The organism is Streptosporangium sp. NPDC048047 (assembly GCF_040653115.1).
In the GTDB taxonomy this organism is placed as follows: Bacteria; Actinomycetota; Actinomycetes; order Streptosporangiales; family Streptosporangiaceae; genus Streptosporangium.
Genome location: NZ_JBEZNH010000022.1, coordinates 3,026 through 26,480, shown reverse-complemented (window position 1 = coordinate 26,480; position 23,455 = coordinate 3,026). Strand labels below are relative to the sequence as shown.

The window sequence follows — 23,455 nt, the reverse complement described above, 5'->3', positions numbered from 1 at the left end:
CTCTCAGTCGTCCTCCGGCCGGTACAGGCCGCGCTTGTTGATGTACTGCACGATGCCGTCGGGCACGAGATACCAGATGGGCTCGCCCGCAGCCACCCGGTCGCGGCACTCCGACGACGAGATGGCCAGCGCCGGGATCTCCACCAGGCTGACCCGGCCCTCGGGGAGCCCGGGGTCGTGCAGCACGTGGCCGGGCCGGGTGGCGCCCACGAAATGGGCGATGGTGAACAGCTCGTCGATGTCACGCCAGCTCAGGATCTGCGCCAGCGCGTCGGCCCCGGTGATGAAGAACAGCTCGGTGTCCGGGCCGCGCTCGGCGGAGATCTCCCGCAGCGTGTCGATGGTGAAGGTCGGCCCCGGCCGGTCGATGTCCACCCGGCTCACCGAGAAACGCGGGTTGGAGGCCGTCGCGATGACCGTCATCAGGTAGCGGTCCTCCGGCGCGGAGACCGTCTTGTCGGCCTTCTGCCAGGGGCGCCCGGTGGGGACGAAGACCACCTCGTCGAGATCGAAGTGGTGGGCGACCTCACTGGCGGCCACCAGGTGGCCGTGGTGGATGGGATCGAAGGTGCCGCCCATGACGCCCAGGCGCCGCTTCCCCCCGCGGCCGGATGCGTTCCTCATGGCAAGGACCCTAGCGCGCGGCCCGTGACCGGCTTTCCCCGGTCCCGCGCACACCAGGCGGGTCCGACGTAGCATGCCGGGCATGACCACCACCCCGGATCGCAACCGCGTGCAGCTGCCAGGCATAAGCTCCCGCGCCTACGAACATCCCGCTGATCGGTCCGCGCTGGTCGCCCTGCGCTCGCTCAGCGGCTTCGACACGGTGCTCAAGCAGATGTCCGGCCTGGTCAGCGAGCGCCGTCTGCGCCTGATCCATCTCGCCTCGGCCGTGCGCACCGGCGACACGCAGTTCCGCGCCCTGCACGACATGGGCCGCGACGCGGCCTACGTCCTCGATCTCCACCGCATCCCGGAGATCTACGTCCAGCAGAGCCCGGCGGTGCAGGCAAAGGCGATCGGCTTCGACGACCCGTTCATCGTCGTCACCACCGGCCTGCTCGACCTGATGGACGCCGAGGAGCTGCGCTTCGTCATCGGCCACGAGACCGCGCACATCCTGTCGGGTCACGCCGTCTACCGCACCATGCTCGACATCCTGACCCGCCTGGCCAGCCGCGTGGCGTGGATCCCGCTGGGTTACATCGGCCTGCGCGCCATCGTCGCGGGGCTGGAGGAGTGGCACCGCAAGTCGGAGCTGTCGGCCGACCGCGGCGGTCTGCTCTGCGGTCAGGACCCGGAGGCCGCGCTGCGCGCGCTGATGAAGCTGGCCGGCGGCTCGCGCCTGCACGAGATGAACATCGAGGCGTTCCTCGACCAGGCACGCGAGTACGACACGGCCGGCGACGTCCGCGACGGCCTGCTGAAGGTCCTCAACCTGCTGGGCACCACCCACCCGTTCGCGGTCTCGCGGGTCGCCGAGCTCGACAGGTGGCGCCGCAGCGGTGACTACGAGCGCATGATCGGCGGTGACTACCCCCGCCGGGCCGACGACGCCGACGCGAAGATCACCGAGGAGATCAAGGCCGCCGCCCGCTCCTATCGTGAGTCCTGGTCGCAGTCGCAGGACCCCTTCATCGGCGTGCTGCGCGACGTGGCCGAGGGCGCGGTCAACGCCGGGGAGCGCATCTTCAACCGCTTCGCCCGCCGCGACGGCAACTGATGCAGGCCCAAAGGCCCGGGAGAGACGTTCCCGGGCCTTTCAGGGGCGTCATCGTGAACACCGCGGAGACGGGCCGCCGTACCGGCCGCGACCCCGGTTCCCACGGGCGGCGTCCGTCCCGTCCGTGAGAGACGGCCGTCGGATACGGCGAGCCGTGACCGCCGTCACGCCTGCCGCGCCCCGTCAGGGTTCGAGGTCGGTCACCCCTTCGCCGCTCGCCATGTCGAACGGCACGGAGACCTGGTCGTGTGCGATCAGCCAGCGGCCGTCGACCTTCCGGAAGCAGAAGGTGGCCCGGACCCACATGCCGCTCGTCGCCGTCCCGTCCTTCAGCGTGCCGCTGAGCCGGCCGAAGCCGTGCCCGAACGCCACATCGTCACCCATGGTGAACGCCAGGTCGCGGACCTCGTAATCCACATCCTGGAAGAACGCGAACACATTCGCCCAGTTCTTCAGTTTCGCGTCCACCCCGACGTGCTGCAGCGGTGGCTCGACGTCGAAGGACACGACGTCCGTCGTGTAAAGCCGCCGCAGGGCCTCCAGATCCTTGGCCCGCAGCCCCTCGATGATCTCGTCGATCCGCCGCCTGATCCCGGCTTCTTCCACCTCGCGTCGTGTGGTCATCGCTGTCCGTACCTTCCCTTCGGTCTGGCGCTTCGGCCTCTCACCGGTACGACGACACGGCGCCCCGGAATGTCAGGGGCGCCGCGACACGACCCGCACCGCCCGCCGTGACGGTCGGCGTCCGGAACCGCGAGCCGCCCCGTGAACCCGTCATCCGCGTTCGTCCCGCGATCGGCCGGCGGCCCAGTCCCAGCCGGTGATCGTGGCGCGCATCAGGCGGGCGGCGGTGGACAGGTGACTGCCTGCGCTCCAGTGCAGGTTGACCGTGCGGCGGCAGTCGGGACTGTCGACGGCGATCCAGACACCGGGGACACGTGTGGCGTTGCGGCGGGCGAAGGCGGGGACGAGACCGATGCCGAGTCCCGCGCCGATCAGCTCCGCGATGGCGCCGAGCTCGTCGACCTCACAGACGATCTTCGGCGTGTGGTCCAGCGCGGCGAAGATCCGGTCGAGCAGCCGCCGCTGCCAGTGCCCCTCGCGGGCGGCGACGAAGTGCTGGCCGACGAGTTCGTCGACGCGCACGGACGTACGGCCCGCCAGCGGGTGATCGAGCGGCACGCCCACCCCCACCGCCTCGTCGAACAGCCGCACCGACTCCAGTCCTTCGGCGTGGATCGATTGTGAGGCGACGCACAGGTCGACGTCCTGGGCCCGCAGGCGGCGGGCCATGTCCTCGGCCGGTGACCAGTGGAGCTCGACCTCGACGGAGGGGTGGGCCCGCTTGTAGGCCGCCAGCGGGCCGGTGAGGGTGAGGAAGGTCTCCGACGCCAGCCGTACGGTGCCGCGTCCCCCGCCGGCGGCCTCGGCGACGGCTCGCCGTCCCGCGTCGAGCTCGCCCAGGGAACGTTCGACGTGGTCGCGGAAGAGCCTGCCCGCGTCGTTCAGCCGGAGGCGGCCGCTCCGGTCGAACAGCGGGGCGCCGAGCTCACTCTCCAGCCGGGCGATGGTCCGGCTCAGCGACGGCTGGGCGATGCGCAGTTCCTCGGCCGCCCGGCTGAGGTGTTCCAGCCGCGCCACCACCAGGAACTGCCTGAGCGGGCCCAGCTCCATCATGCCTCCCAGGACATAACATCATAGCAATATTGATCTTAGACGAAATAACCACCAGAACATAATGTCGGGTCGTTCCCCAACCAAGGTCAGAACGAGGAGAAATGCGACATGCTCCCCGGGGCCGCGAATCGGCCGAAACCCGCAGAGTGGACGTTGCGAGCCGTCGTCAGCGCGCACATGGTGGCGATCGCCGGCCAGCCGGTGTTCGCCGGGGCGTATCTGACCGGTGACTTCGACGGCCTGCACCGGCACGCGGTCGGCGCCGACGTGGTCACCTCCATCGGGTACCTGCAGGTGATCGTGGCGATCGTGGTGTGGGTACGGCTGCGCCAGGCATGGCCGTTCCTGTCCACGGCGGCGGTGGTGACGGCCGAGACGGTGCAGTACCTCGCCGGCGTGAACGGTGCCCTCTGGCTGCACGTCCCGCTGGGCGTGATGACCGTCGCCGCGCTCACCGTGCAGTTCATCGCCGTCTGGCGCCGGCCCCTCCCATGGCGGGAGGCCCGTGATGCGTGAGGACCACGACGAGGGCCGCGGCCTGACCAGGCGGCGGATGCTGGGCATCGGCGGGGCGCTCGGGCTGACGGCGGCCGCCGGGCTGACGGCCGCGGCCGCGCTGGCCCGCCGGCCGTCGGTCACCGGCGCCGAGCTGCGCAGCGCCGTACCGCTGCCGCCGCCGTTCCGGGTGCCGCTGCCGATCCCACCCGTGCTGAAGCCGGTCGGCGCCGGCCGTTACGAGATCACCCAGCGCGAGGCGAGCGCGGAGATCCTGCCCGGGATCAGGACACCGCTGTGGACGTACGAGGGCACCTTCCCCGGACCGACGATCGAGTCGCGCCGCGGCCGGCCGGTCACCGTGACGCACCGCAACGAACTGCCCGTGCCGACCGTCGTGCACCTGCACGGCGGACGGACCCCGGCGGCCTCCGACGGGTACCCGACCGACCTCGTCCTGCCCCGAGTCCGGCAGGAGCGCTCCACGCACACGGGGCACGGCTCCGGGCACGGCACGCGGGGCATGCACGATCCGCGGGCCGTGGTGACCGAGCTGACGCGGGACTACACCTTCCCGCTGGACCAGCGGGCGGCATTGTTGTGGTACCACGACCACCGGATGGACTTCACCGCCCCCGCGATCTGGCGCGGCCTGGCCGGGCTGCACATCGTCCGCGACGACGCCGAGGACGCCCTCGGCCTGCCCGCGGGGCCGCGCGAACTGCCCCTCGTGATCACCGACCGCGCGTTCGCCGCCGACGGCACCCTCGCCTATCCCGCCCTCGACCCCGCCCTGCGGGAACGGCCGGGCGTACGCGAGCCCTATCTCGCCGGCGTCCTCGGTGACGTGATCCTGGTCAACGGCGTCCCCTGGCCCGTGCACGAAGTCGACGCGACCCGCCACCGGCTGCGTGTCCTGAACGCCTCCAACGCCCGGCACTACGAGCTCGAAGCGGTCACCGATGACGGACGCCGCCTCGATCTCGTCCAGATCGGCGCCGACCAGGGGCTGCTCGCCGCGCCGGTCACCCACCGGCTCCTGCCCATCGCGCCGGCCGAACGCCACGACCTGATCGTCGACTTCTCCGGCGTCCCGATCGGCGGCCGCGTCAGGCTCCTCAACCGGCTCGGCTCGGGCCGTACCCGCGACGTGATGGCCTTCCGCGTCGCGCGCCGCGCCGCCGACGACAGCCGCGTCCCCCGCACCCTCTCCACCGACCTGCCGGCCTGGCGCCGGTCGGACGCCGTCAGGGTGCGCGACCTCTCCTTCCGCGCCGGCCGTATGGACGGCGGCCACGGCTGGCTGATCGGCGGGCTGCCGTTCGCCCCCGCCCGCTCCGACGTCGTCACCCGTCTCGGCGATGTCGAAGTGTGGCGGCTGGTCGCCGACGTCCACCACCCCGTCCACCTGCACCTGGCCGGTTTCCGGGTGCTCTCGCGCGGCGGCCGTCCGCCGCTGCCGCACGACGCGGGCCTCAAGGACACGGTCTCCCTGCGGCCGGGTGAGTCAGCCGAGATCATCACCCGTTTCGACGGCTATCGCGGCCGCTACCTCTTCCACTGCCACAACGCCGAACACGAGGACATGGGCATGATGGCCAACCTTGAGATCGTCTAGGAGCACGCGCCGTGCCCGCCGGCCGCCGGTCAGAGGCCGAACGCGAGGGCGACAGCCCGCACGGCCGTCGCGCAGAGCGCGACGAACCCACCCAGCACGGTCAGCGCGCGCAACCCCTGCCTGCGCAGGTCACGAAGCTCGGGGATCCGCGAGCTGACCCTCTCGATCTCACGACCGGCGCCCCAGCCGCAGACGACGCCGAACACGACGCCGGCGACGGCGACGGGCCCGGGCCGCAGCCACCATTCGGGCGGCAGCTCCCCGCCCAGGATCGCCCACAGCGTGAACCCGGCGAGCCCCGCGGCCGGCAACCCGGGCCAGGCCAGCACGGTCACCAGCGACACCGCGAAGGTCGGCGGAAAGGTCACCGCGCGCAGCACGCCGCGCGTCCCGGCCGAGCCGCACCGCCGTACCAGCCAGTGCCCCATCCAGATCGCGCGGGCCAGCCCGGCGAAGACCGCGGTGACGGCGAAGGTCGCCAGCGGCCAGATCACCGTGGCCACCACGCACGGTACGGCCAGCACGGCCAGCAGGAGCAGCGCCGCGCTCCCCGCGGGCAGCGGGCCCGTCCTGACCGGGGCGCCCTCCGCGGCCGGGGCGGTCCGTCTCCTCACCGCCCGGCGGGCGGGCACGGACCCGTCCGCCACGGCGGGGTGCCCGCCCCGCGGCGGCTGCGGCTCACCGGGGACCGGGGTCCGCTCGTCGTCTCCGGGGCGGCTCCCCCGGACCGTCCGGTCCGGCGCGGGACCCGGCCGGGTCCCGCGGGCCGCCTCCGCCGTCTTCGCCGCCGTCCTGGCGGTCTTCGGGGGATCCGCCGTCTTCGCCGCCGCCCTCGCGGCCTTCGGGGGCTCCTCCGCGGTGGCGGTGGCGGTCCGGGCCTCCGGTTTCCGTGCCACGACGCGCTCCCCGGCGTGCGCGCTCCGCTCCCCCTCACGCCCCGCGCTCTTCGCGGGCGCGGCCCCGGCCGAGGCGATGGCGGTGGCGCGGGCCAGGCGGCCGAGGCGGGTGGCGAGGACGGCCGCGGTGGGGCGTTTGCCGGCCTCGCGGTGCAGGGCCGCCCGGACCAGGGGCAGCAGCGCGGCGGGCACCCCCGCGAGGTCCGCCTGGCCGTTCAGGATCGCGTACATCTGCGCCTCGACCGTGCCGCGGCCGAAGGTGGGGCGCCCGGTGGCGGCGAACGCGACCGTGGCGGCCCAGGCGTGCACGTCGACGGGTTCCCGCACCGGCTCGTCGGCGAACAGCTCCGGAGCGGCGTAGCCGGGGGTGCCCAGGAAGGTGCCGGTGAGGGTGAGCCGGGTGGCGTCGAGGACCTGGGCGATGCCGAAGTCGATCAGGACGGGCTCGCCGCCGGGACCGAGCAGCACGTTCGAGGGCTTGAGGTCGCGGTGCACGACCCCGGCCGCGTGGATGGCCGACAGCGCGGTCGCCAGCCCCTGCGCCAGGGTGACGAGCCCGGCTCCCCGGAGCGGACCGTCACGCCGCACCCGCTCCAGGAGGGTGTCGCCCTCGATGTACTGCATGACCAGGTAGGGCCGCTCGCACGCGAGGTCGGCGTCGAGGACCCGGGCGACGTAGGGGCTTTCGATCCGGCGCAGGGCGCGGACCTCGCGTTCGAGCCGCGCGCGGGCCTCGGAGTCGGCGTCGACGACGTCATGGAGCATCTTGAGCGCCACGATCTCGCCGCGGCGGTTGGCGGCGAGGTAGACCTCGCCCATGCCGCCCCGGCCGAGGCGCTCCATCAACGTGTAGGGGCCGATCCGCCCGAGTCGCCCCACGTGCCCTCCCGTGTCGGCCACATGGGTCCGAGACCGCCTGTGCCTGTCGGGTCGCTCGCTCGCGCTCGCTTCCCTGCCTCCAGCCCAAAGGAGACAACACCATAGCGGGCGGGGACGACGAATTTACGGCGGCGCGCCGTACTTGGGGGAAACATCAGTGGCCCGTGGTGTCTCCCCGAGGAGGGCCGGACCCGCCCGCCGACGCGGGCGGCTGCCCCGGCGACGACTCCGGCAGGCCAGGAGACCCCTCCGGCGAGCGATCCGCCGGGGCGGCCGGCTGATCCGGCGACCGGTCCGCCGGAGCGGGCTGCCGGGGCTCGGCCGCGAGCGGCGGAACGTACGGCAGGCCCGCCTCGTCCCGCCGCCGCCGCTCCCTCCGGCGGCCGAAGAACAGGTGATCCAGGCTGATCCGGCCCGCGCCGCCGGCGGCCAGCAGCAGCGCGGCCGAGCCGAGTGCCCCGGCCAGCTCGAAGCCGCCCTCGCCGACGAACAGAGCGCGCCGGTGCACGAACAGGACGGCGCCGAGCATGTCGATCGCGAGCAGGAGCCCGGCGAGCGGGGTCAGCAGGCCCAGGATGAGCAGGATCCCGCCGATCAGCTCGACGACGATGGCGTACCACGCCGACGCCTCCGGCAGGGGCACGCCCATCCCGGCGAACTGCGCCGCGGTGGCGCCGGCCCCGCCGCCCGTGAGCTTCTGCCATCCGTGCGCGACGAAGACCACGCCCACCACGATCCGGGCGATCAGCGCCGCCACGTCGTAGAGGGAGCGCCTCATGGCCGGACCCGCCCGCCGCGCGGGTCACCGGACGGCCTTCCCGGAGCCACGGCTTCCCACGGGGGCCGGCCGGCGGCCGGAATCGTGATCACTGCGTCCATGTGACCAAGTCAAACGGCACCCGGCCGTGATCACACGGAGCGACACGCCATCACGGAAGGTCACGAAGGGTCGCGGAAGGCCGCGGGGTGGTCGTCGGCCCCGCGGCGGGTCCCGGACACCGGAGGTGTCCGGGACCCGCCCGGCTGTCCGGTTGCCAGGCCGCGCGGCTACCCGGCGCGGGGCTCCGGCCGGGCGAGGACCGTGCCGGTCGCGGTGCGCAGGTGGCCCTCCCCGGTGTAGATCCACTTGGTGGAGGTCAACTCGGGCAGGCCCATCGGGCCGCGCGCGTGCAGCTTCTGGGTGGAGATGCCGATCTCCGCACCGAACCCGAACTCGCCGCCGTCGGTGAACCGGGTGGAGGCGTTGACCGCCACCGCCGCGGAGTCGACCGTCGCGACGAACCTGCGCGAGGCGGTGACCGAGCGGGTCACGATCGCATCGGTGTGGCCCGAGCCGTACTCCCTGATGTGCGCGACCGCGTCCTCCAGCGAGTCGACCACGGCCGCGGCGATGTCGAGGGAGAGGTACTCCTCGCGGAAGTCGGCCTCACCGGCCGGGACCACGTCGCCGTAGGCGGCGATCCGCTCGTCACCGTGCACCGTCACCCCCGCGGCGGCCAGCGCGGCCAGCGCGCGCGGCACGAACGCGTCGGCGACGGCCGCGTGCACCAGGAGCGTCTCGGCGGCGTTGCACACCGAGGGCCGCTGGACCTTGGCGTTGAGGAGGATCTCGACGGCGAGGTCGAGGTCGGCGTCGGCGTCGACGTAGACGTGGCAGTTGCCGACACCGGTCTCGATCACCGGGACCGTGGACTCCTCGACCACCGAGTTGATCAGCGAGGCCCCGCCGCGCGGGATCAGCACGTCGACCAGGCCCCGGGCCCGCATGAGCTCCTTGACCGAGTCGCGGGTCTGACCGGGCACCAGCTGCACCGCCCCGGCCGGGACCTCGGTGCCGGCCAGCGCCTCCTGCATGACCTTCACCAGCGCGGTGTTGGAGGAGTACGCGCTGGACGACCCGCGCAGCAGTACGGCGTTGCCGCTCTTCAGGCAGAGCGCCGCGGCGTCCACCGTCACGTTGGGGCGGCCCTCGTAGATGATGCCGACCACCCCGAGAGGCACCCGGACCTGGCGCAGCTCCAGCCCGTTGGGCAGCGTGCTCCCCCGGATCACCTCGCCCACCGGGTCGGGCAGGTCGGCGACCTGGCGGACCGCCTCGGCGACGGCCCGGACACGGGCCTCGTCGAGCCGGAGCCGGTCGATCATGTACTCGGAGGTGCCGCCCTCCCTCGCCCGCTCCACGTCGAGCGTGTTGGCCTCGACGATCTCGGCGGCCCTGGCCACCAGGGCGTCGGCCACCGCCCGGAGCGCGGCGTCCTTGGGCGACCGCGGCAGCGGGGCCAGCTCGGCGGCGGCCTCTTTGGCCGCCCGGGCCACCTTCAGGAATTCCTCGGACATCTCGCGCTCCATGCGAACCGGAAACTAGTGCTGGGTCTCCAGTATGACGATGTCGTCGCGATGAATCAGCTCACGCTCATATTCCGGACCGAGGTCGGCGCCCAGCTCCCTGGTGGAGCGGCCCAGCAGGCCGGGGATCTCCCCGGCGTCGAAGTTCACCAGACCGCGGGCGACGACCCGGCCGCGCGGCCCGCACAGGTCCACCGGGTCGCCCGCGGCGAACTCGCCCTCGACGGCGGTGACCCCGGCGGGCAGCAGCGACTTGCGGCGGCCCACCACCGCCTCGACCGCGCCGGAGTCCAGGTGGAGGCGGCCCCTGCCGGTGGTGGCGTGCGCCAGCCACAGCAGGCGGGTGCCGGGGTGGCGGCCCTCGGGGTGGAAGTAGGTGCCGATGTCGGCGCCGGCCAGGGCCTGCGCGGCGTGCGCGGCGGCGGTCAGCACGACGGGCACGCCCGCGCCGGTGGCGATCCGGGCCGCCTGCACCTTGGTGACCATGCCGCCGGTGCCGACCGCGCCGCCCCTGCCCAGCTCGACGCCCACGAGATCGGCGGGCCCGCGCACCTCGGTGAGCCTGCGGGCGCCCGGACGGCGCGGGTCGCCGTCGTAGAGGGCGTCCACGTCCGACAGCAGCACCAGCGCGTCGGCGCGGGTCAGGTGGGCGACCAGCGCGGCGAGCCGGTCGTTGTCGCCGAAACGGATCTCGTCGGTGGCCACGGTGTCGTTCTCGTTGACCACCGGGACGATGCCCAGCTCCAGCAGGCGGCCCAGCGTGCGCTGGGCGTTGGCGTGGTGGGAGCGGCGCATCATGTCGTCGGCGGTCAGCAGCACCTGGCCGACGCGCAGGCCGTAGCGGGCGAAGGAGGAGGTGTAGCGGGCGACCAGCACCCCCTGCCCGACGGAGGCCGCCGCCTGCTGGGTGGCGAGGTCGCGCGGCCGCGCGGGCAGGCCCAGCGGCCCCAGACCCGCCGCGATCGCCCCGGAGGACACCAGCACGAGCTGGGTGCCGGCCGCGCGGCGGGCGGCGAGCACGTCGACCAGGGCGTCCACCCGGTCGACGTCGATCGTCCCCTGCGGGGTGGTGAGCGAGGACGAGCCCACTTTCACGACCAGGCGTGCGGCCGTACGGATCCGATCGCGCCCATCGTCCACGACACGTACCTTCCTCGAAAAAGGGGTCCCCGCGGCCCGTCACGACGGCCCGTACGCCGGGGGACGCCGGGGGCCGTGGAAAGCAGGTTATCCGAGCCGGTTGTCCGTACCCCGCGGCCCCTGGTGCACGGCCTCGGCGTTGAGCGTCGGCTGCCAGTCGAAGATGTAGCCGTTCTCCATGGACCCGATGATCACCTCGGCGCCGGCCTTGGCGCCCGCCTTGGTGAGCTCCTCCTCCACACCGAGCCGCTCCAGCCGGTCGGCGAGGTAGCCGACGGCCTCGTCGTTGGTGAAGTCGGTCTGGCGGATCCACCGCTCCGGCTTGGCCCCGGTGACCTGGAAGGTGTTGTCGTCCACCCGGCGCACCGCGAAGCCGGTGTCGCCGAGCTGGCGGGGCCGGATGACCAGGCGGGTCGGCTCGGGCACGGGCGCGGCGGCCCGGGCGGCGGCGACCATCTCGGCCACGGCGTAGGTCAGCTCCGGCAGGCCCTCGTGCGTGGCCGCCGAGATCTGGAAGACCCGCAGCCCCCGCTCCTCCAGCATCGGCCGGACGATGTCGGCCAGTTCCCGGGCGTCAGGCACGTCGGCCTTGTTGAGCACGGCCAGGCGCGGCCGGTCCTCCAGCTTGCCGTACGCCGCGAGCTCGGCCTCGATCGCCTCGTAGTCGCTGACCGGGTCGCGGCCCGGCTCCATGGTGGCGCAGTCGATCACGTGCACGAGCGTGTTGCACCGCTCGACGTGCCGCAGGAACTCGTGTCCCAGGCCCTTGCCCTGCGACGCGCCGGGGATGAGACCGGGCACGTCGGCGACGGTGAAGACCGTGTCGCCGGCGCTGACGACGCCGAGGTTGGGCACCAGCGTGGTGAACGGGTAGTCGGCGATCTTCGGGCGGGCCGCCGACAGCGCGGCGATCAGGGAGGACTTGCCCGCGCTGGGGAAACCGACCAGCGCCACGTCGGCGACGCTCTTCAGCTCCAGCATCACGTCGAGGGCGTCGCCGGGCTCGCCGAGCAGCGCGAAGCCGGGGGCCTTGCGCTTGGTGGAGGCCAGGGCGGCGTTGCCCAGCCCGCCGTGACCGCCCTCGGCGATCACGTAGCGGGTGCCGGCGCCGACCAGGTCGACCAGGACCTCCCCGGTGGAGGCGTCCTTGACCACGGTGCCGTCGGGCACCGGCAGGATGACGTCCCCGCCGTTGGCTCCGTCGCGGTTGCCGCCCGAGCCCTGCTTGCCGTTGGCGGCCTTGCGGTGCGGACGGTGGTGGTACTCCAGCAGCGTGGCGGTGCTGGGGTCGACCTCCAGGATCACGTCGCCGCCGCGGCCGCCGTTGCCGCCGTCGGGACCGCCGAGCGGCTTGAACTTCTCCCGATGGACAGAGGCGCAGCCATGTCCCCCGTCACCGGCCTTGATGTGCAGGACCACCTGGTCCACAAAGTCCGGCATGTCTGCCTTCTTACCCCTATCTCAGGAAAAACCGCTCATAAAGCGAACAGGGGTGGATCGCCTATGCGACCCACCCCTGCCGTTGACGTCTGGCGGCGCGAACCTACTCCGCGACCGGGACGATGCTCACCGCGCGGCGACCGCGCTTGACACCGAACTGCACGTGACCCGCGGCCAGCGCGAACAGGGTGTCGTCACTACCGCGGCCGACGTTGTCGCCCGGGTGGAAGTGGGTGCCGCGCTGGCGGACGATGATCTCGCCGGCGTTGACCAGCTGGCCGCCGAAGCGCTTCACGCCAAGCCGCTGCGCGTTGGAGTCACGGCCGTTCCGAGTGGACGACGCGCCCTTCTTGTGTGCCATCTCGCAAAACTCCCGAAACTCAGGCCTGGTCGATGCCGGTGATCTTCACCTGCGTGTAACGCTGGCGGTGACCCTGGCGCTTCTTGTAGCCGGACTTGTTCTTGTACTTGAGGATCCTGATCTTCGGACCCTTGGTCTCACCGAGAATCTCGGCGGCGACGGTGAACTTGCCCGCCTCGGTGGTCACGTCGCCATCGTTGACGACGAGCACCGTCGGCAGCGAAACCTTGGAACCGACCTCGCCGGCGACCTTGTCCACCTCAAGGACGTCACCGACGGAGACCTTCTGCTGCCTGCCGCCGCAACGAACGATCGCGTACACCGCGGAACCCTTCTTCTGACTACTTGCTCGCTGGATGCTGCGCCCCGCATCCGGCTATGGTCACTGATGTCGACCGACGAACCGGGTAGACGCGCGAACAGGGCGCGCCACGAGCGCACCGGTTCACCAGCTTACCGGATTACCGGTGTCTTGGTCGAACCGGGCGGAACGCCGGAGCTGTCGGCCACCGACCGTGCCCCGCGGGCTCCCCGCCGCCCAGGGCGCCTGTACGGCGCCGCCGGACGACGGGATTCGCGAGGCGGCCCGGTCAGTCGGCCGACCTGGCCTTCCGGGAGCGTCGCCGCCCCCGGCCGGAAGTCTGCATGGCCTGAGCATCTCCGTCAGGAGCGTCATCAAGCGCATCGGTCACCGTATCACGGCCGGACTGGTCGTTGGCCGCGACCGCCTGACCGCCGTCCTTGGTGAGCTTCTCCGCGACGGCCTTCTCGACGGCCATCTTGCCCTGGGTGCCGCGCGGCTCCGGCTTGCCCTCGACCGGTTCGGCCGAGACGTGCAGGCCCCGGCCGTTGCAGCACTCGCAGACGGTGGAGAACGCCTCCAGCAGGCCCTGCCCGACCCGCTTACGGGTCATCTGGACCAGCCCCAGCGAGGTCACCTCGGCGACCTGGTGCTTGGTGCGGTCACGGGCCAGGCACTCCAGCAGCCGCCGCAGCACCAGGTCACGGTTGCTCTCCAGCACCATGTCGATGAAGTCGATGACGATGATGCCGCCGATGTCCCGCAGCCTGAGCTGGCGGACGATCTCCTCGGCCGCCTCCAGGTTGTTGCGGGTCACCGTCTCCTCGAGGTTGCCGCCCTGACCGGTGAACTTGCCGGTGTTGACGTCGACCACCGTCATGGCCTCGGTCCGGTCGATCACCAGCGAACCGCCGCTGGGCAGCCAGACCTTGCGCTCCATCGCCTTGGCGATCTGCTCGTCGATGCGGTAGGCGGCGAAGACGTCGCCGTCGCCGTCCCACTTCTTGAGCCGGTCGGCCAGGTGCGGGGCGACATAGCGGACGTACTCGTCGACCGTCTCCCACACCTCGTCGCCCGCCACGACCAGCGAGGCGAAGTCCTCGTTGAAGACGTCGCGGACCACCCTGACGGTCAGGTCGGGCTCGGAGGACAGCAGCTCCGGCGCGCTGGCCGACTTGGCCTTGCGCTGGATGTTCTCCCACTGGGCCGACAGCCTGGCCACGTCGCGGCTGAGCTCCTCCTCGGAGGCGCCCTCGGCGGCCGTGCGGACGATGACGCCGGCGTTCTCCGGCATCACCTTCTTCAGGATGCTCTTGAGGCGGGTGCGCTCCTTGTCGGGGAGCTTGCGGCTGATCCCGGTCATCGAGCCGTCGGGCACGTAGACCAGGTAGCGGCCCGGCAGGCTGACCTGCGAGGTGAGCCGCGCCCCCTTGTGACCCATGGGGTCCTTGGTGACCTGCACCAGCACCGACTGGCCGGACTTCAGCGCCACCTCGATCCGCTTGGGCTGACCCTCCAGCCCCACGGTGTCGAAATTGACCTCACCGGCGTACAGGACCGCGTTGCGGCCCTTGCCGATGTCGACGAACGCCGCCTCCATGCTCGGCAGGACGTTCTGCACCTTGCCGAGGTAGACGTTGCCGACGTAGGACTGCCCGGCCTCGCGGTTGACGTAGTGCTCGACGAGGACGCCGTCCTCCAGCACCGCGATCTGGGTCCGGCCGCCGGTGCGGCGGACCACCATCATGCGCTCGACGGACTCGCGGCGGGCCAGGAACTCCGACTCGGTGATGACCGGCGGACGCCTGCGGCCCAGCTCGCGCCCCTCGCGGCGGCGCTGCTTCTTGGCCTCCAGGCGGGTCGAGCCGCGCACGCTCTGCACCTCGTCCAGCAGGCTGCGGCCGGCACGGGGCGCGCGGATCCGCACCACGGTGTTCGGCGGATCGTCCGGGCCCTCGTCCGTCTCCTCGGTGCCCCTGCGGCGGCGGCGACGGCGACGGCGCGAGCCGCCCGTCTCCTCCTCGGCCTGCTCGGCGGCCTGGGGCTGGGACTCCTCCTCGGCCTGCTCCGGCTCCTCCTCCTCGCCCTCCTCCAGGTCACGAATGCGGCCCCGGCCGCGCCCGCCCCTGCGGCGGCGACGGCGACGGCCACCGGCCTCGTCGTCACCCTCGGCCTCGTCGTCGACGCCCTCCGGGGACGTCTCCTCCTCGGCCTGCTCGGCGGGCTCGGGCTGGGCCTCCGGCTGCGCCGGCGCGGGACGCGCGGCGGGCGCCTCGGCCCGGTGCGGATCGGGGGCCTGGAAGAGCGGCTGGAAGATCGCCGCCGGCGGCTGGAAGCTCACCGCCGGGACCTCCGGGCGCTCACGCTCGGCCATCCCGAAGGGGTCGGAGAACAGGCCGGGACGCTCCTCGACGATGTCCTCACCGGCGGGCTCGTCGTCCAGTGCCTCGTCGACGGGCGGCTCCGGAAGCAGGTCCGCGGCGTCCTCCCCGGGCAGCGCGGCCTCCGGAGCCTCGGCGCCGCCCGTGATCCACGCGGTGCCGGCGGCCTCCGCCGGCGCCGCGGCCGGGGACTCGCCCGCCTCGGCGACCGGCTCGGCCTCCGGGGCCTCCTGCCGCGCCGCCTTCCTGCGGGTACGGGTGCGCTTGGCCGGCGCGGGCTTCTCCTCCGCCTGCCGGGTCTCGTGTGTCTCCGGCGCCTGCGGGGCCTCCGGTGTCTCCGGCTCAGCCGGCGTGGCCGCCGCCTGCGCGGGCTCCTGGGCCTGCGGCACGGAGGCCGTCTCGGCGGGCGCGCCGGCATCCGGCTCGGCCACCGGTTCGGCGGTCGCCTTCTTCGCACGGCTGCGCCGGGGCTTCGCGGGCGCCGCCTCGGCCGCCTCAGCCTCGGCGGTGGTGGCCGCCTTGCGCCGGGTCGCGCGCTTGGGCTTCACCGGCTCCGGCACGGCCTCGGGCTCGGCTCCGGGCTCCTGGGCGGCGGGCCGTACGTCCCCGGTCCCGGCGGGTCCGGCCGGCGTCACCACCGGCTCGGGCGGCAGGACCGCCGCGGACGCCGCGGGCTCCTCCCGCTCGGCGGCAGGCGGGGCCGTCACCGGCGCGTTCAGCACCGCGGGCGGGGACTCCGGCTCCTCCGGCGGAGGGCCGGCCGGCCTGCTGGCGGACCGCCTGCGGCGGGCCGACTGGATCTGTTCTGTTCTGTCCTCGCCGGGGCCGTTCGCCCCGGCGCCGGGCTCGTTGTCGAGCATGCGGGCGCTCTCCCGTCAGCTCCCGGGCGCGTCTCCGCGCCGCGCGGGAGCTCTCGTCTCTCGCTGTACGCCGAGCCGCGCGGCCCGGCGCCAAGTCCTATAGATCGCCGCCGACGTGCCGGCCCACCGGTTCCGTTTCGCCGCCGCGCGTCATGTCGCGGTCCAGGCCGAACGGGTCGGCGGGCCCACCGGTACTCGCGTCCAGCGGTCCCTGCGCCAGCCTGGTCACCTCGGGGGGCACCGGCGGCGCGAAGCCTGCCAGAAGACGCAGTCCGGTGAGAACGTCGTCGGGTCGAACGGCAGGAGTTGCGTGCCGTACAACCATGCGAAGTATGACACATGGCCGACCGGACCCCTGACCTGCTGTTGTCTCGGTTCTCTCTGTTCCCTCGGTCACCTCGAGGCCCAGCACCGCCTCCCGCGCGTCGAAGCGGCGCAGACCCTTCTTGGTCATGCGCTCCACCTCGATCCGCTCGGCGGCGACGAACCGCTCGACCGCCTCCTTCGCAAGGACGGGGTCGGCCTGCGGAAGGCGTATCTCCCACGCCGAGCACTCCAGCCGGTCGGCCAGGCTCTCGGCACCCGCCACGACGACGTCGAGCACGTCGACGCCCGGCGGCAGGGAGTCGTCGAGCGCGGTGCGCAACCACTCGGGGTCGCACTCCCGCGTCACGCTGATCTCAAGGTATTCGGCCTCGCTCGCCACCCCGGTGGCCGCGACCGCGCCCACGTAGGAGATCCTGGGGTGCGGCGAAAAGCCCGCGCTGAACGCGACCGGGACGCCGGCGCGCCGAACGGCGCGCTCCACGGCCCGGGAGACGTCACGGTGACTCGTGAAACGCAGGCGGCCACGCTTGGCGTAGCGGACACGCAGCCGCTGCGCCACGGGTGCGGGCGGAGGCCCGTCGGGAACGGGTTTCAGGGTGGTGTCGTCCTTCCATGGTCGTGGTTCGTCGAAGGGCGGCCGCGCTCACGCACGGCCTACCTCAGACAACCGTCAGTGGCAGCAGCTTCTTCCCCGTGGGCCCGATCTGGATCTCGGTGCCCATGGTGGGGCACACGCCGCAGTCGTAGCAGGGGGTCCAGCGGCAGTCCTCGACCTCGACGTCGTTGACGGCGTCCTGCCAGTCCTGCCAGAGCCATTCGCGGTCGAGGCCGGCGTCGAGGTGGTCCCAGGGCAGGACCTCGTTCTCCTCACGCTCGCGCGTGGTGTACCAGTCGATGTCGATGCCGGCCTCGACCGCGCAGTCCATCCAGCGCCGGTAGGAGAAGTGCTCGCTCCAGCCGTCGAACCGGCCGCCGCCCTCCCACACCGCGCGGATGACCGCGCCCACCCGGCGGTCGCCGCGGGAGAGCAGGCCCTCCACGATCGACGGCTTGCCGTCGTGGTAGCGCATGCCGATGGCCCGGCCGTACTCCTTGTCGCCGCGCAGGGCGTCCTTGAGGGCCTTGAGCCGGCGGTCCACCGTCTCGTGGTCGGCCTGGGCGGCCCACTGGAACGGCGTGTGCGGTTTGGGAACGAAGCCGCCGATGGAGACCGTGCAGCGAACGTCACGCGACCCGGTGGCCTCCCGGCCCGCCTTGATGACCTTCCTGGCCAGGTCGGCGATGCCGAGGACGTCGGCGTCCTCCTCCGTGGGCAGGCCGCACATGAAGTAGAGCTTCACCTGCCGCCAGCCCTGGCTGTAGGCGGCGGTCACCGTCCGGATCAGGTCGTCCTCGGTGACCATCTTGTTGATCACCTTGCGCATCCGCTCCGAGCCGCCCTCCGGGGCGAACGTCAGGCCGGAACGGCGGCCGTTGCGGGAGAACTCGTTGGCCAGGTCGATGTTGAAGGCGTCGACCCGGGTCGAGGGCAGCGACAGCGAGGTGTTGGTGCCCTCGTAACGGTCGGCCAGGCCCTTGGCCACCTCACCGATCTCGGAGTGGTCCGCCGACGACAGCGACAGCAGCCCGACCTCGTTGAACCCGGACGCGCTGACGCCCGCCTCGACCATGTCGCCGATCGTGGTGATCGAACGCTCACGCACCGGGCGGGTGATCATGCCCGCCTGGCAGAACCGGCAGCCGCGCGTACAGCCGCGGAAGATCTCCACGCTGAACCGCTCGTGCACGGTCTCGGCCAGCGGGACCAGCGGCTTCTTCGGATAGGGCCACTCGTCGAGGTCCATCACCGTGTGCTTCTGCACCCGCCACGGCACCCCGGACCGGTTCGGCGCGACCCGCTGGATGCGGCCGTCCGGGTGGTAGGTGACGTCGTAGAACCTGGGCACGTAGACCCCGCCGGACTCGGCCAGCCGCAGCAGCAGCTCGTCGCGCCCGCCGGGCGAGCCCTCCTCCTTCCACTCGCGGATCACCTCGCTGATCGCGATGGCGATCTGCTCGCCGTCGCCCAGCACCGCGGCGTCGAGGAAGTCGGCGACCGGCTCGGGGTTGAAGGCCGCGTGGCCCCCCGCCAGGACGATCGGGTCGTCGTCGGTCCGGTCGGCGGCCATCAGCGGGATGCCGGCCAGGTCCAGCGCGGTCAGCATGTTGGTGTAGCCCAGCTCGGTGGCGAAGGAGATCCCGAGCACGTCGAACGCCCGCACCGGCCGGTGCCCGTCGACCGTGAACTGCGGGACGCCTTCGGACCGCATGAGCGCCTCGAGATCGGGCCAGACGGCGTAGGTGCGCTCGGCCAGCGTCCCGGGCAGCTCGTTGAGGATCTCGTAGAGGATCTGGACGCCCTGGTTGGGCAGGCCCACCTCGTAGGCGTCCGGATACATCAGAGCCCAACGGACCGTGGACTCGTCCCAGTCCTTGACGGTCGAGTTGAGCTCACCCCCGACGTACTGGATCGGCTTCTGCACCCTGGGCAGGAGCGCTTCCAGGCGGGGAAACAGCGACTCGACAGACATGCCCCAAGCCTATCCGGCTACGGGAGGTGCCACAGGCGGTCGTCCCCCGCGCGCAGCGATCCCAGCCGGTGCCTCAGCTCGTCACGCGCCCAGGCGTCCAGGTGCGCCCGGCGCAGCAGGGCCGTCAGGGTCTGGAGATCCCGGATGTCCCGCAGCACCGGATACCCCGCCTGGGACCTGGCGTCGTGGCCGTACGCCTCGCTGAAGTTCGCCAGCTGCCGCTCGGTCAGCCCGAACCGCGCGCCGTGCAGGGTCGGGACCAGATCGGCCTCCCGCGGCCCCGAACACGCCCACTGCCAGGACCGCAGCAGGAACCCCCGCGGCGTGCGGATCATGTTCTCCCGGCGGGCGTCGCCGTGCACCAGCCCGTACGGCAGCGCGAACTCCACCCGCCCGTACGCCTCGGCTAGCGCGTCACAGCGTCCCAGCAGCCATCCCCGGTCCTCGTGGTCCAGCACCGGGCACTCCCCGGCCGCCCGGCGCACCGCCCCGAGCGGGTCGCAGACCGGCAGGTCGAACGGCACCGGCGGCAGGGCGTGCAGCCGCCGCAGCAGCGGCCCCAGCAGCGCCGGGTCGGGCGGCGGCCCGATGTGCTCCTGCCGCCGCCAGAAGGTCGCCAGGAACCCCTCGGCGGCGATCGGCTGCTCCACGTCCAGGGGGCGGTCCGCCGGGAACCCCCGGTCCGCCAGCCATCGCGCCACCCGAACCGAGACGGCCGGCCGTTCGGCCTCGTCCGGCGCGTCCTCGCGGGCCAGCCGTACCGTCACCCCCTCGGCGGCCAGGTGGCAGACCAGCCCGGCGGCGTCGTGCCCCACCCTGAATCCGCTCGCGTCCAGCCCGGCCTGCCGGCACGAGCGGGTGAGCGCCCCGGTCACCCGGGGAAGAAGCGAACCCTCCACGGCGATCGTCATCGTCCACTCCTGTCTGAAATCCGCGCCGGCCCGCCCACGGGCCGGCGACGCCGGTGAGCGGGGGAGGGTCCGAGACCGGGGACGGGCGGGCGGCTTCCATCGCGGCCGGTCTCAGAACGGCCGCTGACGGATGTGGATCGCCTGGAGCAACCCGACGGCGATCATGTTCGCGAAGGTCGCGGTGCCGCCGTAGGAGACGAACGGCAGGGGCAGCCCGGTGATCGGCATGATCCCGATCGTCATCCCGACGTTGACGAAGGACTGGAAGCCCAGCCAGCACACGATCACCCCGGCCGTCAGCGCGCCGAACCGGTCGTCGCACCGGCGGGCGATCCGCATCCCCCGCAGCAGGATCACCGCGAGCAGCGCCACCACCGTGACCGAGCCGAGGAAGCCGAACTCCTCCCCCGCGACGGTGAAGACGAAGTCGGTGTGCTGCTCGGGCACGAACCGGCCGGTGGTCTGGCCGCCGCGGAACAGTCCCTTGCCGAACAGCCCTCCCGAGCCGATCGCGATCAGCGACTGGGTGCTGTTGTAGCCGACGCCCCGCGGGTCGCTGGCGGGGTTGAGGAAGGCGGTGAACCGCGCGATCTGGTACGGCTCCAGCACTCCGAGGAACCACACGCCCACGGCACCGGCGACCACGAGCAGGCCCAGCCCGAGGACCCACCGCTTGCGCACCCCCGCGATGACCATCGCGGCGGCGGTGATCACTCCCAGGACCATGGTGGTCCCCAGGTCCGGCTGGAGCATCACCATCCCCATGGTCAGGGCGGCCACCGCCAGCGACACCACGACGTCCAGGCCACGCGGGCGCTCACCGCCCTTGGCCGGCTGGGCCATCAGCATGGCGAGCATCAGCGCCAGCCCGAGCTTGGCCATCTCCGACGGCTGGAAGGCGAACCCGCCGCCCAGCAGGATCCACGAGTGCGCGCCGTTCACCGTGGAACCCAGCGGCGTGATCACCAGGATCAGCCCCATGAACGTCACGGCGTACACCAGCGGCGCGTACGCCCGCAGCCTGCGGTGGTTCACCATCGTCGCCAGGCCGGTCAGCACCGCGCCGATGGCGAGGTTGAGGACGTGCTTCTTGACCAGCCCCGTGGAGCCGGGCGCCCAGGTCCGGGTCGACGACCACACCAGCAGCGTGCCGATCACCGAGAGCGCGGCGACCGCGACGAGCAGCACCCCGTCCATCCGGCCCACCACCGAGGAGGCGGCCATCGCCCGGCGGGCCAGCGACCTGCGCGGCGGGTTGATCACCCGGGCGGTCACCGCGCCACCGTCCCGTCCCGCACGGTCGCGATCTCGGTTTCGGTCGCCGCGGTCACCGCGCCACCGTCCCGTCCCGCTTGATCACCGGCGGCTCGGACGCCGGACGCCCGGCCGGCAGCGCCGCCGGAACCTGCCCGCCCTTGGACGAGATGCCGTAGATGCCCTCGTAGATCTTCCGCACGGCCGGGGCGGCGGTCTCGGCGCCCATCCCGCCCTGGGAGACCATGACGACCACCACGAACCTCGGGTCGCCGGCCGGCGCGAACGACGCGAACCACGAGGTGTCGGCCTTGCCGTACACCTCGGCCGTGCCGGTCTTGCCGCCGATCCGCACCCGGTTCATCGGGAAACCGGCGAAGGCGCCCGCGGCCGTGCCGTCGGAGGGCACGTCGCTCAGCGCCGCCCTGATGTAGTTGCGCTCCCGCGCCGAGATCGGCAGCCGGCCCACCACCGGCGCCTTGATCTCCTTGACCATGGTGCCGTCGGGCCTTACCAGCGCCCAGCCGAGCCGGGGACTGCGCAGCCTGCCGTCCCCCGCCAGCGCGGCGTAGGCCGCGGCGAGCTGCAGCGGGGTCACCAGGACGTCACCCTGGCCGATGGAGAAGTTCGCCGCGTCACCCGGCCGCAGCAGATAGCCCTCCAGGCAGTTCTCGTACGCCAGCTGCTTGAGGAAGGCGGCCCGGCTCTGGTCGGTCCTGGCGACCTCCGGGTAGCCGGTCTTCGCGCGGCGGCAGTTGACCTCCTTGCTGGCCTCCCAGATCTGCTTCTTCCAGTCGCGGTCCGGGATCCGCCCGGCCGACTCGCCGGGCAGGTCCACGCCCGTCGGCCGGCCGAACCCGAAGGCCCGCGCCATGGTCGCCATCGGCTGCTTGGTGGTCCCCTTCGGCCGCAGCCCGCCGTCACGCAGCCACTCCTCGTAGGCCGCCCGGTAGAAGATCGTGTCGCAGGACTTCACCAGCGCGGTGTGCAGGTTCATCGTGCCCATGCCGATGCCGTGGAAGTTGCTGAACGCCCGGCTGCCGACCATGAAGGAACCCGGGCAGTCGTACTGGCCGTGCAGCGGGTAGCCGTCCCGGAGCATCGCCGACACCGAGGAGATCTTGAAGGTCGAGCCCGGCGCGAACTGTCCCTTGATCGCCCGCGACACCAGCGGCTTGCGCGACTTCTCGGACAGCAGACGCTGGTACTCCGCCTCGGAGATGCCGCCCGTCCAGACCTTCGGGTCGTAGGTCGGCGCACTGGCCAGCGCGATGACCCTGCCGGTCCGCACGTCGAGCACCACGCCCGCCGCGCCGTCCGCCCTGGGCGCGGACTTCATGGCCTCGGCCAGGGCCTTCTCGGTCACCGCCTGCACCCTGGCGTCGATGCTGGTGATGAGCGTGTCACCGGGGATCGGCGCGACCTGCCGCTCCACCCCGATGACCTTGCCGAGCCGGTCGACCTGCACCCGCCGGATCCCTGGCACCCCTCGCAGCTCCGCGTCGTAGACCGCCTCCAGCCCGTCGCGTCCCACCAGGTCGACGCCGGAGAACGACGCCTTGAACCCCTCGCGCTTCTCCAGCTCCTCCTGCGTGATCGGCTGAAGGTAGCCCAGCGCCTGGGCCGCCGCGCTGCCGTGCGGGTACTGCCGCACCGCCTGCACCTCGGCGGTCACCCCGGGGAACTCCTCCTGCCGCTCCAGGATCTGCAGGGCCTCGCGCGTGGTGACCTCGTCGTCGATCGGGATCGGCTGGTACGGCGAGCCCGGCCAGCACGGCCGGGTGACCCCGGGACCGCAGGACCTGATGCGCTCGCGCAACCGCTCGGGACTGCGGTTCAGGACCGCCGCCAGCTTCTGCAGGACGGTCCTGCCGTTGCCCGCCATCCGGTTCAGGCTCGTCCTGTCCACCGAGACCACCAGCCGGGTCCGGTTGCGCACCAGCGGCCGCCCCGCCGCGTCGAGGATCTGCCCCCGCACGGCCGGCACGACCACGTCACGCGTCCGCGTCTCGGTCGCCGCCTCCGTGAACTCCGCGTAGCGCACCACCTGCACCTGCCAGAGCCGTACGGCGAGCAGCGCCATCAGCGACATCACCAGCGCCTGGATCACGACCAGCCGCCCCCGCATCCGGATCATGCCCGCCCCCCGTCACACCCGGCCCACGGCCTCCCCCGCCCGTCACACCGGGTCCCGCACGTCCCCAACCCGTCCCGCCGGATCCCGCACGTCCCCAACCCGTCCCGCCGGATCCCGCACGTCCCCAACCCGTCCCGCC

At 72.7% G+C, this 23,455-nt stretch carries 19 protein-coding genes; 3 read left to right on the top strand and 16 right to left on the bottom strand.

Annotation, left to right across the window (positions count from 1 at the left end; translation table 11 throughout):
- Positions 1 to 3 precede the first annotated feature (3 nt).
- A complete protein-coding gene (gene nadD, locus AB0D67_RS20200) occupies positions 4 to 624 on the bottom strand; it encodes a nicotinate-nucleotide adenylyltransferase (protein ID WP_362937512.1) in 621 nt (206 codons plus the stop codon).
- A gap of 82 nt (positions 625 to 706) precedes the next feature.
- Between nadD and AB0D67_RS20195 the strand changes: the two genes are divergently transcribed.
- Positions 707 to 1,723 (top strand): M48 family metallopeptidase, encoded by a 1,017-nt coding sequence (locus AB0D67_RS20195; RefSeq protein WP_362937509.1) that lies wholly within the window; start codon positions 707 to 709, stop codon positions 1,721 to 1,723.
- A gap of 183 nt (positions 1,724 to 1,906) precedes the next feature.
- Here AB0D67_RS20195 and AB0D67_RS20190 read toward each other — a convergent pair whose 3' ends face one another.
- On the bottom strand, positions 1,907 to 2,347 hold the full coding sequence (locus AB0D67_RS20190; RefSeq protein ID WP_362937506.1) for an SgcJ/EcaC family oxidoreductase: 441 nt from the start codon (positions 2,345 to 2,347) through the stop codon (positions 1,907 to 1,909).
- Between the two features lie 150 nt (positions 2,348 to 2,497).
- Positions 2,498 to 3,400: a LysR substrate-binding domain-containing protein gene (locus AB0D67_RS20185; RefSeq protein WP_362937503.1), complete on the bottom strand. Its 903-nt coding sequence runs from the start codon at positions 3,398 to 3,400 to the stop codon at positions 2,498 to 2,500.
- 153 nt (positions 3,401 to 3,553) lie between these two features.
- Here AB0D67_RS20185 and AB0D67_RS20180 point away from each other — a divergent pair, with 153 nt between their 5' ends.
- Both AB0D67_RS20180 and AB0D67_RS20175 read left to right on the top strand, forming a co-directional pair.
- Entirely contained in the window at positions 3,554 to 3,916 is a 363-nt protein-coding gene (locus tag AB0D67_RS20180; protein ID WP_362937500.1) for a hypothetical protein, read from the top strand.
- Positions 3,909 to 5,513 carry a multicopper oxidase domain-containing protein gene (locus tag AB0D67_RS20175; RefSeq protein ID WP_362937497.1) on the top strand — a complete coding sequence of 535 codons (1,605 nt, stop codon included), beginning with the start codon at positions 3,909 to 3,911 and terminating at the stop codon, positions 5,511 to 5,513. Before AB0D67_RS20180 ends, AB0D67_RS20175 begins: the two co-directional genes overlap by 8 nt.
- 29 nt (positions 5,514 to 5,542) lie before the next feature.
- Here AB0D67_RS20175 and AB0D67_RS20170 read toward each other — a convergent pair whose 3' ends face one another.
- From AB0D67_RS20170 to mrdA, 13 genes are all read right to left on the bottom strand, one after another.
- Entirely contained in the window at positions 5,543 to 7,288 is a 1,746-nt protein-coding gene (locus AB0D67_RS20170; protein WP_362937494.1) for a serine/threonine-protein kinase, read from the bottom strand.
- A 154-nt stretch (positions 7,289 to 7,442) separates the two neighbouring features.
- Entirely contained in the window at positions 7,443 to 8,066 is a 624-nt protein-coding gene (locus tag AB0D67_RS20165; protein WP_362937491.1) for a DoxX family membrane protein, read from the bottom strand.
- A 269-nt stretch (positions 8,067 to 8,335) separates the two neighbouring features.
- Positions 8,336 to 9,625: a glutamate-5-semialdehyde dehydrogenase gene (locus tag AB0D67_RS20160; protein WP_362937488.1), complete on the bottom strand. Its 1,290-nt coding sequence runs from the start codon at positions 9,623 to 9,625 to the stop codon at positions 8,336 to 8,338.
- 24 nt (positions 9,626 to 9,649) lie between these two features.
- The gene (proB, locus tag AB0D67_RS20155; RefSeq protein WP_362937485.1) at positions 9,650 to 10,774 is read right to left on the bottom strand and encodes a glutamate 5-kinase; all 1,125 of its coding nucleotides are present in this window, start codon (positions 10,772 to 10,774) and stop codon (positions 9,650 to 9,652) included.
- A gap of 87 nt (positions 10,775 to 10,861) precedes the next feature.
- Complete coding sequence (obgE, locus tag AB0D67_RS20150; protein ID WP_362937482.1) at positions 10,862 to 12,214, bottom strand: GTPase ObgE; 1,353 nt, start codon at positions 12,212 to 12,214, stop codon at positions 10,862 to 10,864.
- 103 nt (positions 12,215 to 12,317) lie between these two features.
- Positions 12,318 to 12,575 carry a 50S ribosomal protein L27 gene (gene rpmA / locus AB0D67_RS20145; RefSeq protein ID WP_355641020.1) on the bottom strand — a complete coding sequence of 86 codons (258 nt, stop codon included), beginning with the start codon at positions 12,573 to 12,575 and terminating at the stop codon, positions 12,318 to 12,320.
- Between the two features lie 19 nt (positions 12,576 to 12,594).
- Complete coding sequence (rplU, locus tag AB0D67_RS20140) at positions 12,595 to 12,897, bottom strand: 50S ribosomal protein L21 (protein ID WP_362937478.1); 303 nt, start codon at positions 12,895 to 12,897, stop codon at positions 12,595 to 12,597.
- Positions 12,898 to 13,165: 268 nt separating this feature from the next.
- A complete protein-coding gene (locus AB0D67_RS20135) occupies positions 13,166 to 16,117 on the bottom strand; it encodes an Rne/Rng family ribonuclease (protein WP_362937475.1) in 2,952 nt (983 codons plus the stop codon).
- 97 nt (positions 16,118 to 16,214) lie between these two features.
- Positions 16,215 to 17,003: a TIGR03936 family radical SAM-associated protein gene (locus tag AB0D67_RS20130; RefSeq protein ID WP_362937472.1), complete on the bottom strand. Its 789-nt coding sequence runs from the start codon at positions 17,001 to 17,003 to the stop codon at positions 16,215 to 16,217.
- A gap of 100 nt (positions 17,004 to 17,103) precedes the next feature.
- Positions 17,104 to 19,014, bottom strand: a complete 1,911-nt coding sequence (locus tag AB0D67_RS20125; RefSeq protein ID WP_362937469.1) for a TIGR03960 family B12-binding radical SAM protein — start codon at positions 19,012 to 19,014, stop codon at positions 17,104 to 17,106.
- Positions 19,015 to 19,031: 17 nt separating this feature from the next.
- A complete protein-coding gene (locus tag AB0D67_RS20120) occupies positions 19,032 to 19,925 on the bottom strand; it encodes a phosphotransferase (protein ID WP_362937466.1) in 894 nt (297 codons plus the stop codon).
- A gap of 111 nt (positions 19,926 to 20,036) precedes the next feature.
- A complete protein-coding gene (gene rodA, locus AB0D67_RS20115) occupies positions 20,037 to 21,200 on the bottom strand; it encodes a rod shape-determining protein RodA (protein WP_362937463.1) in 1,164 nt (387 codons plus the stop codon).
- A 52-nt stretch (positions 21,201 to 21,252) separates the two neighbouring features.
- Positions 21,253 to 23,316 carry a penicillin-binding protein 2 gene (mrdA, locus tag AB0D67_RS20110; protein ID WP_362937460.1) on the bottom strand — a complete coding sequence of 688 codons (2,064 nt, stop codon included), beginning with the start codon at positions 23,314 to 23,316 and terminating at the stop codon, positions 21,253 to 21,255.
- Positions 23,317 to 23,455 lie beyond the last annotated feature (139 nt).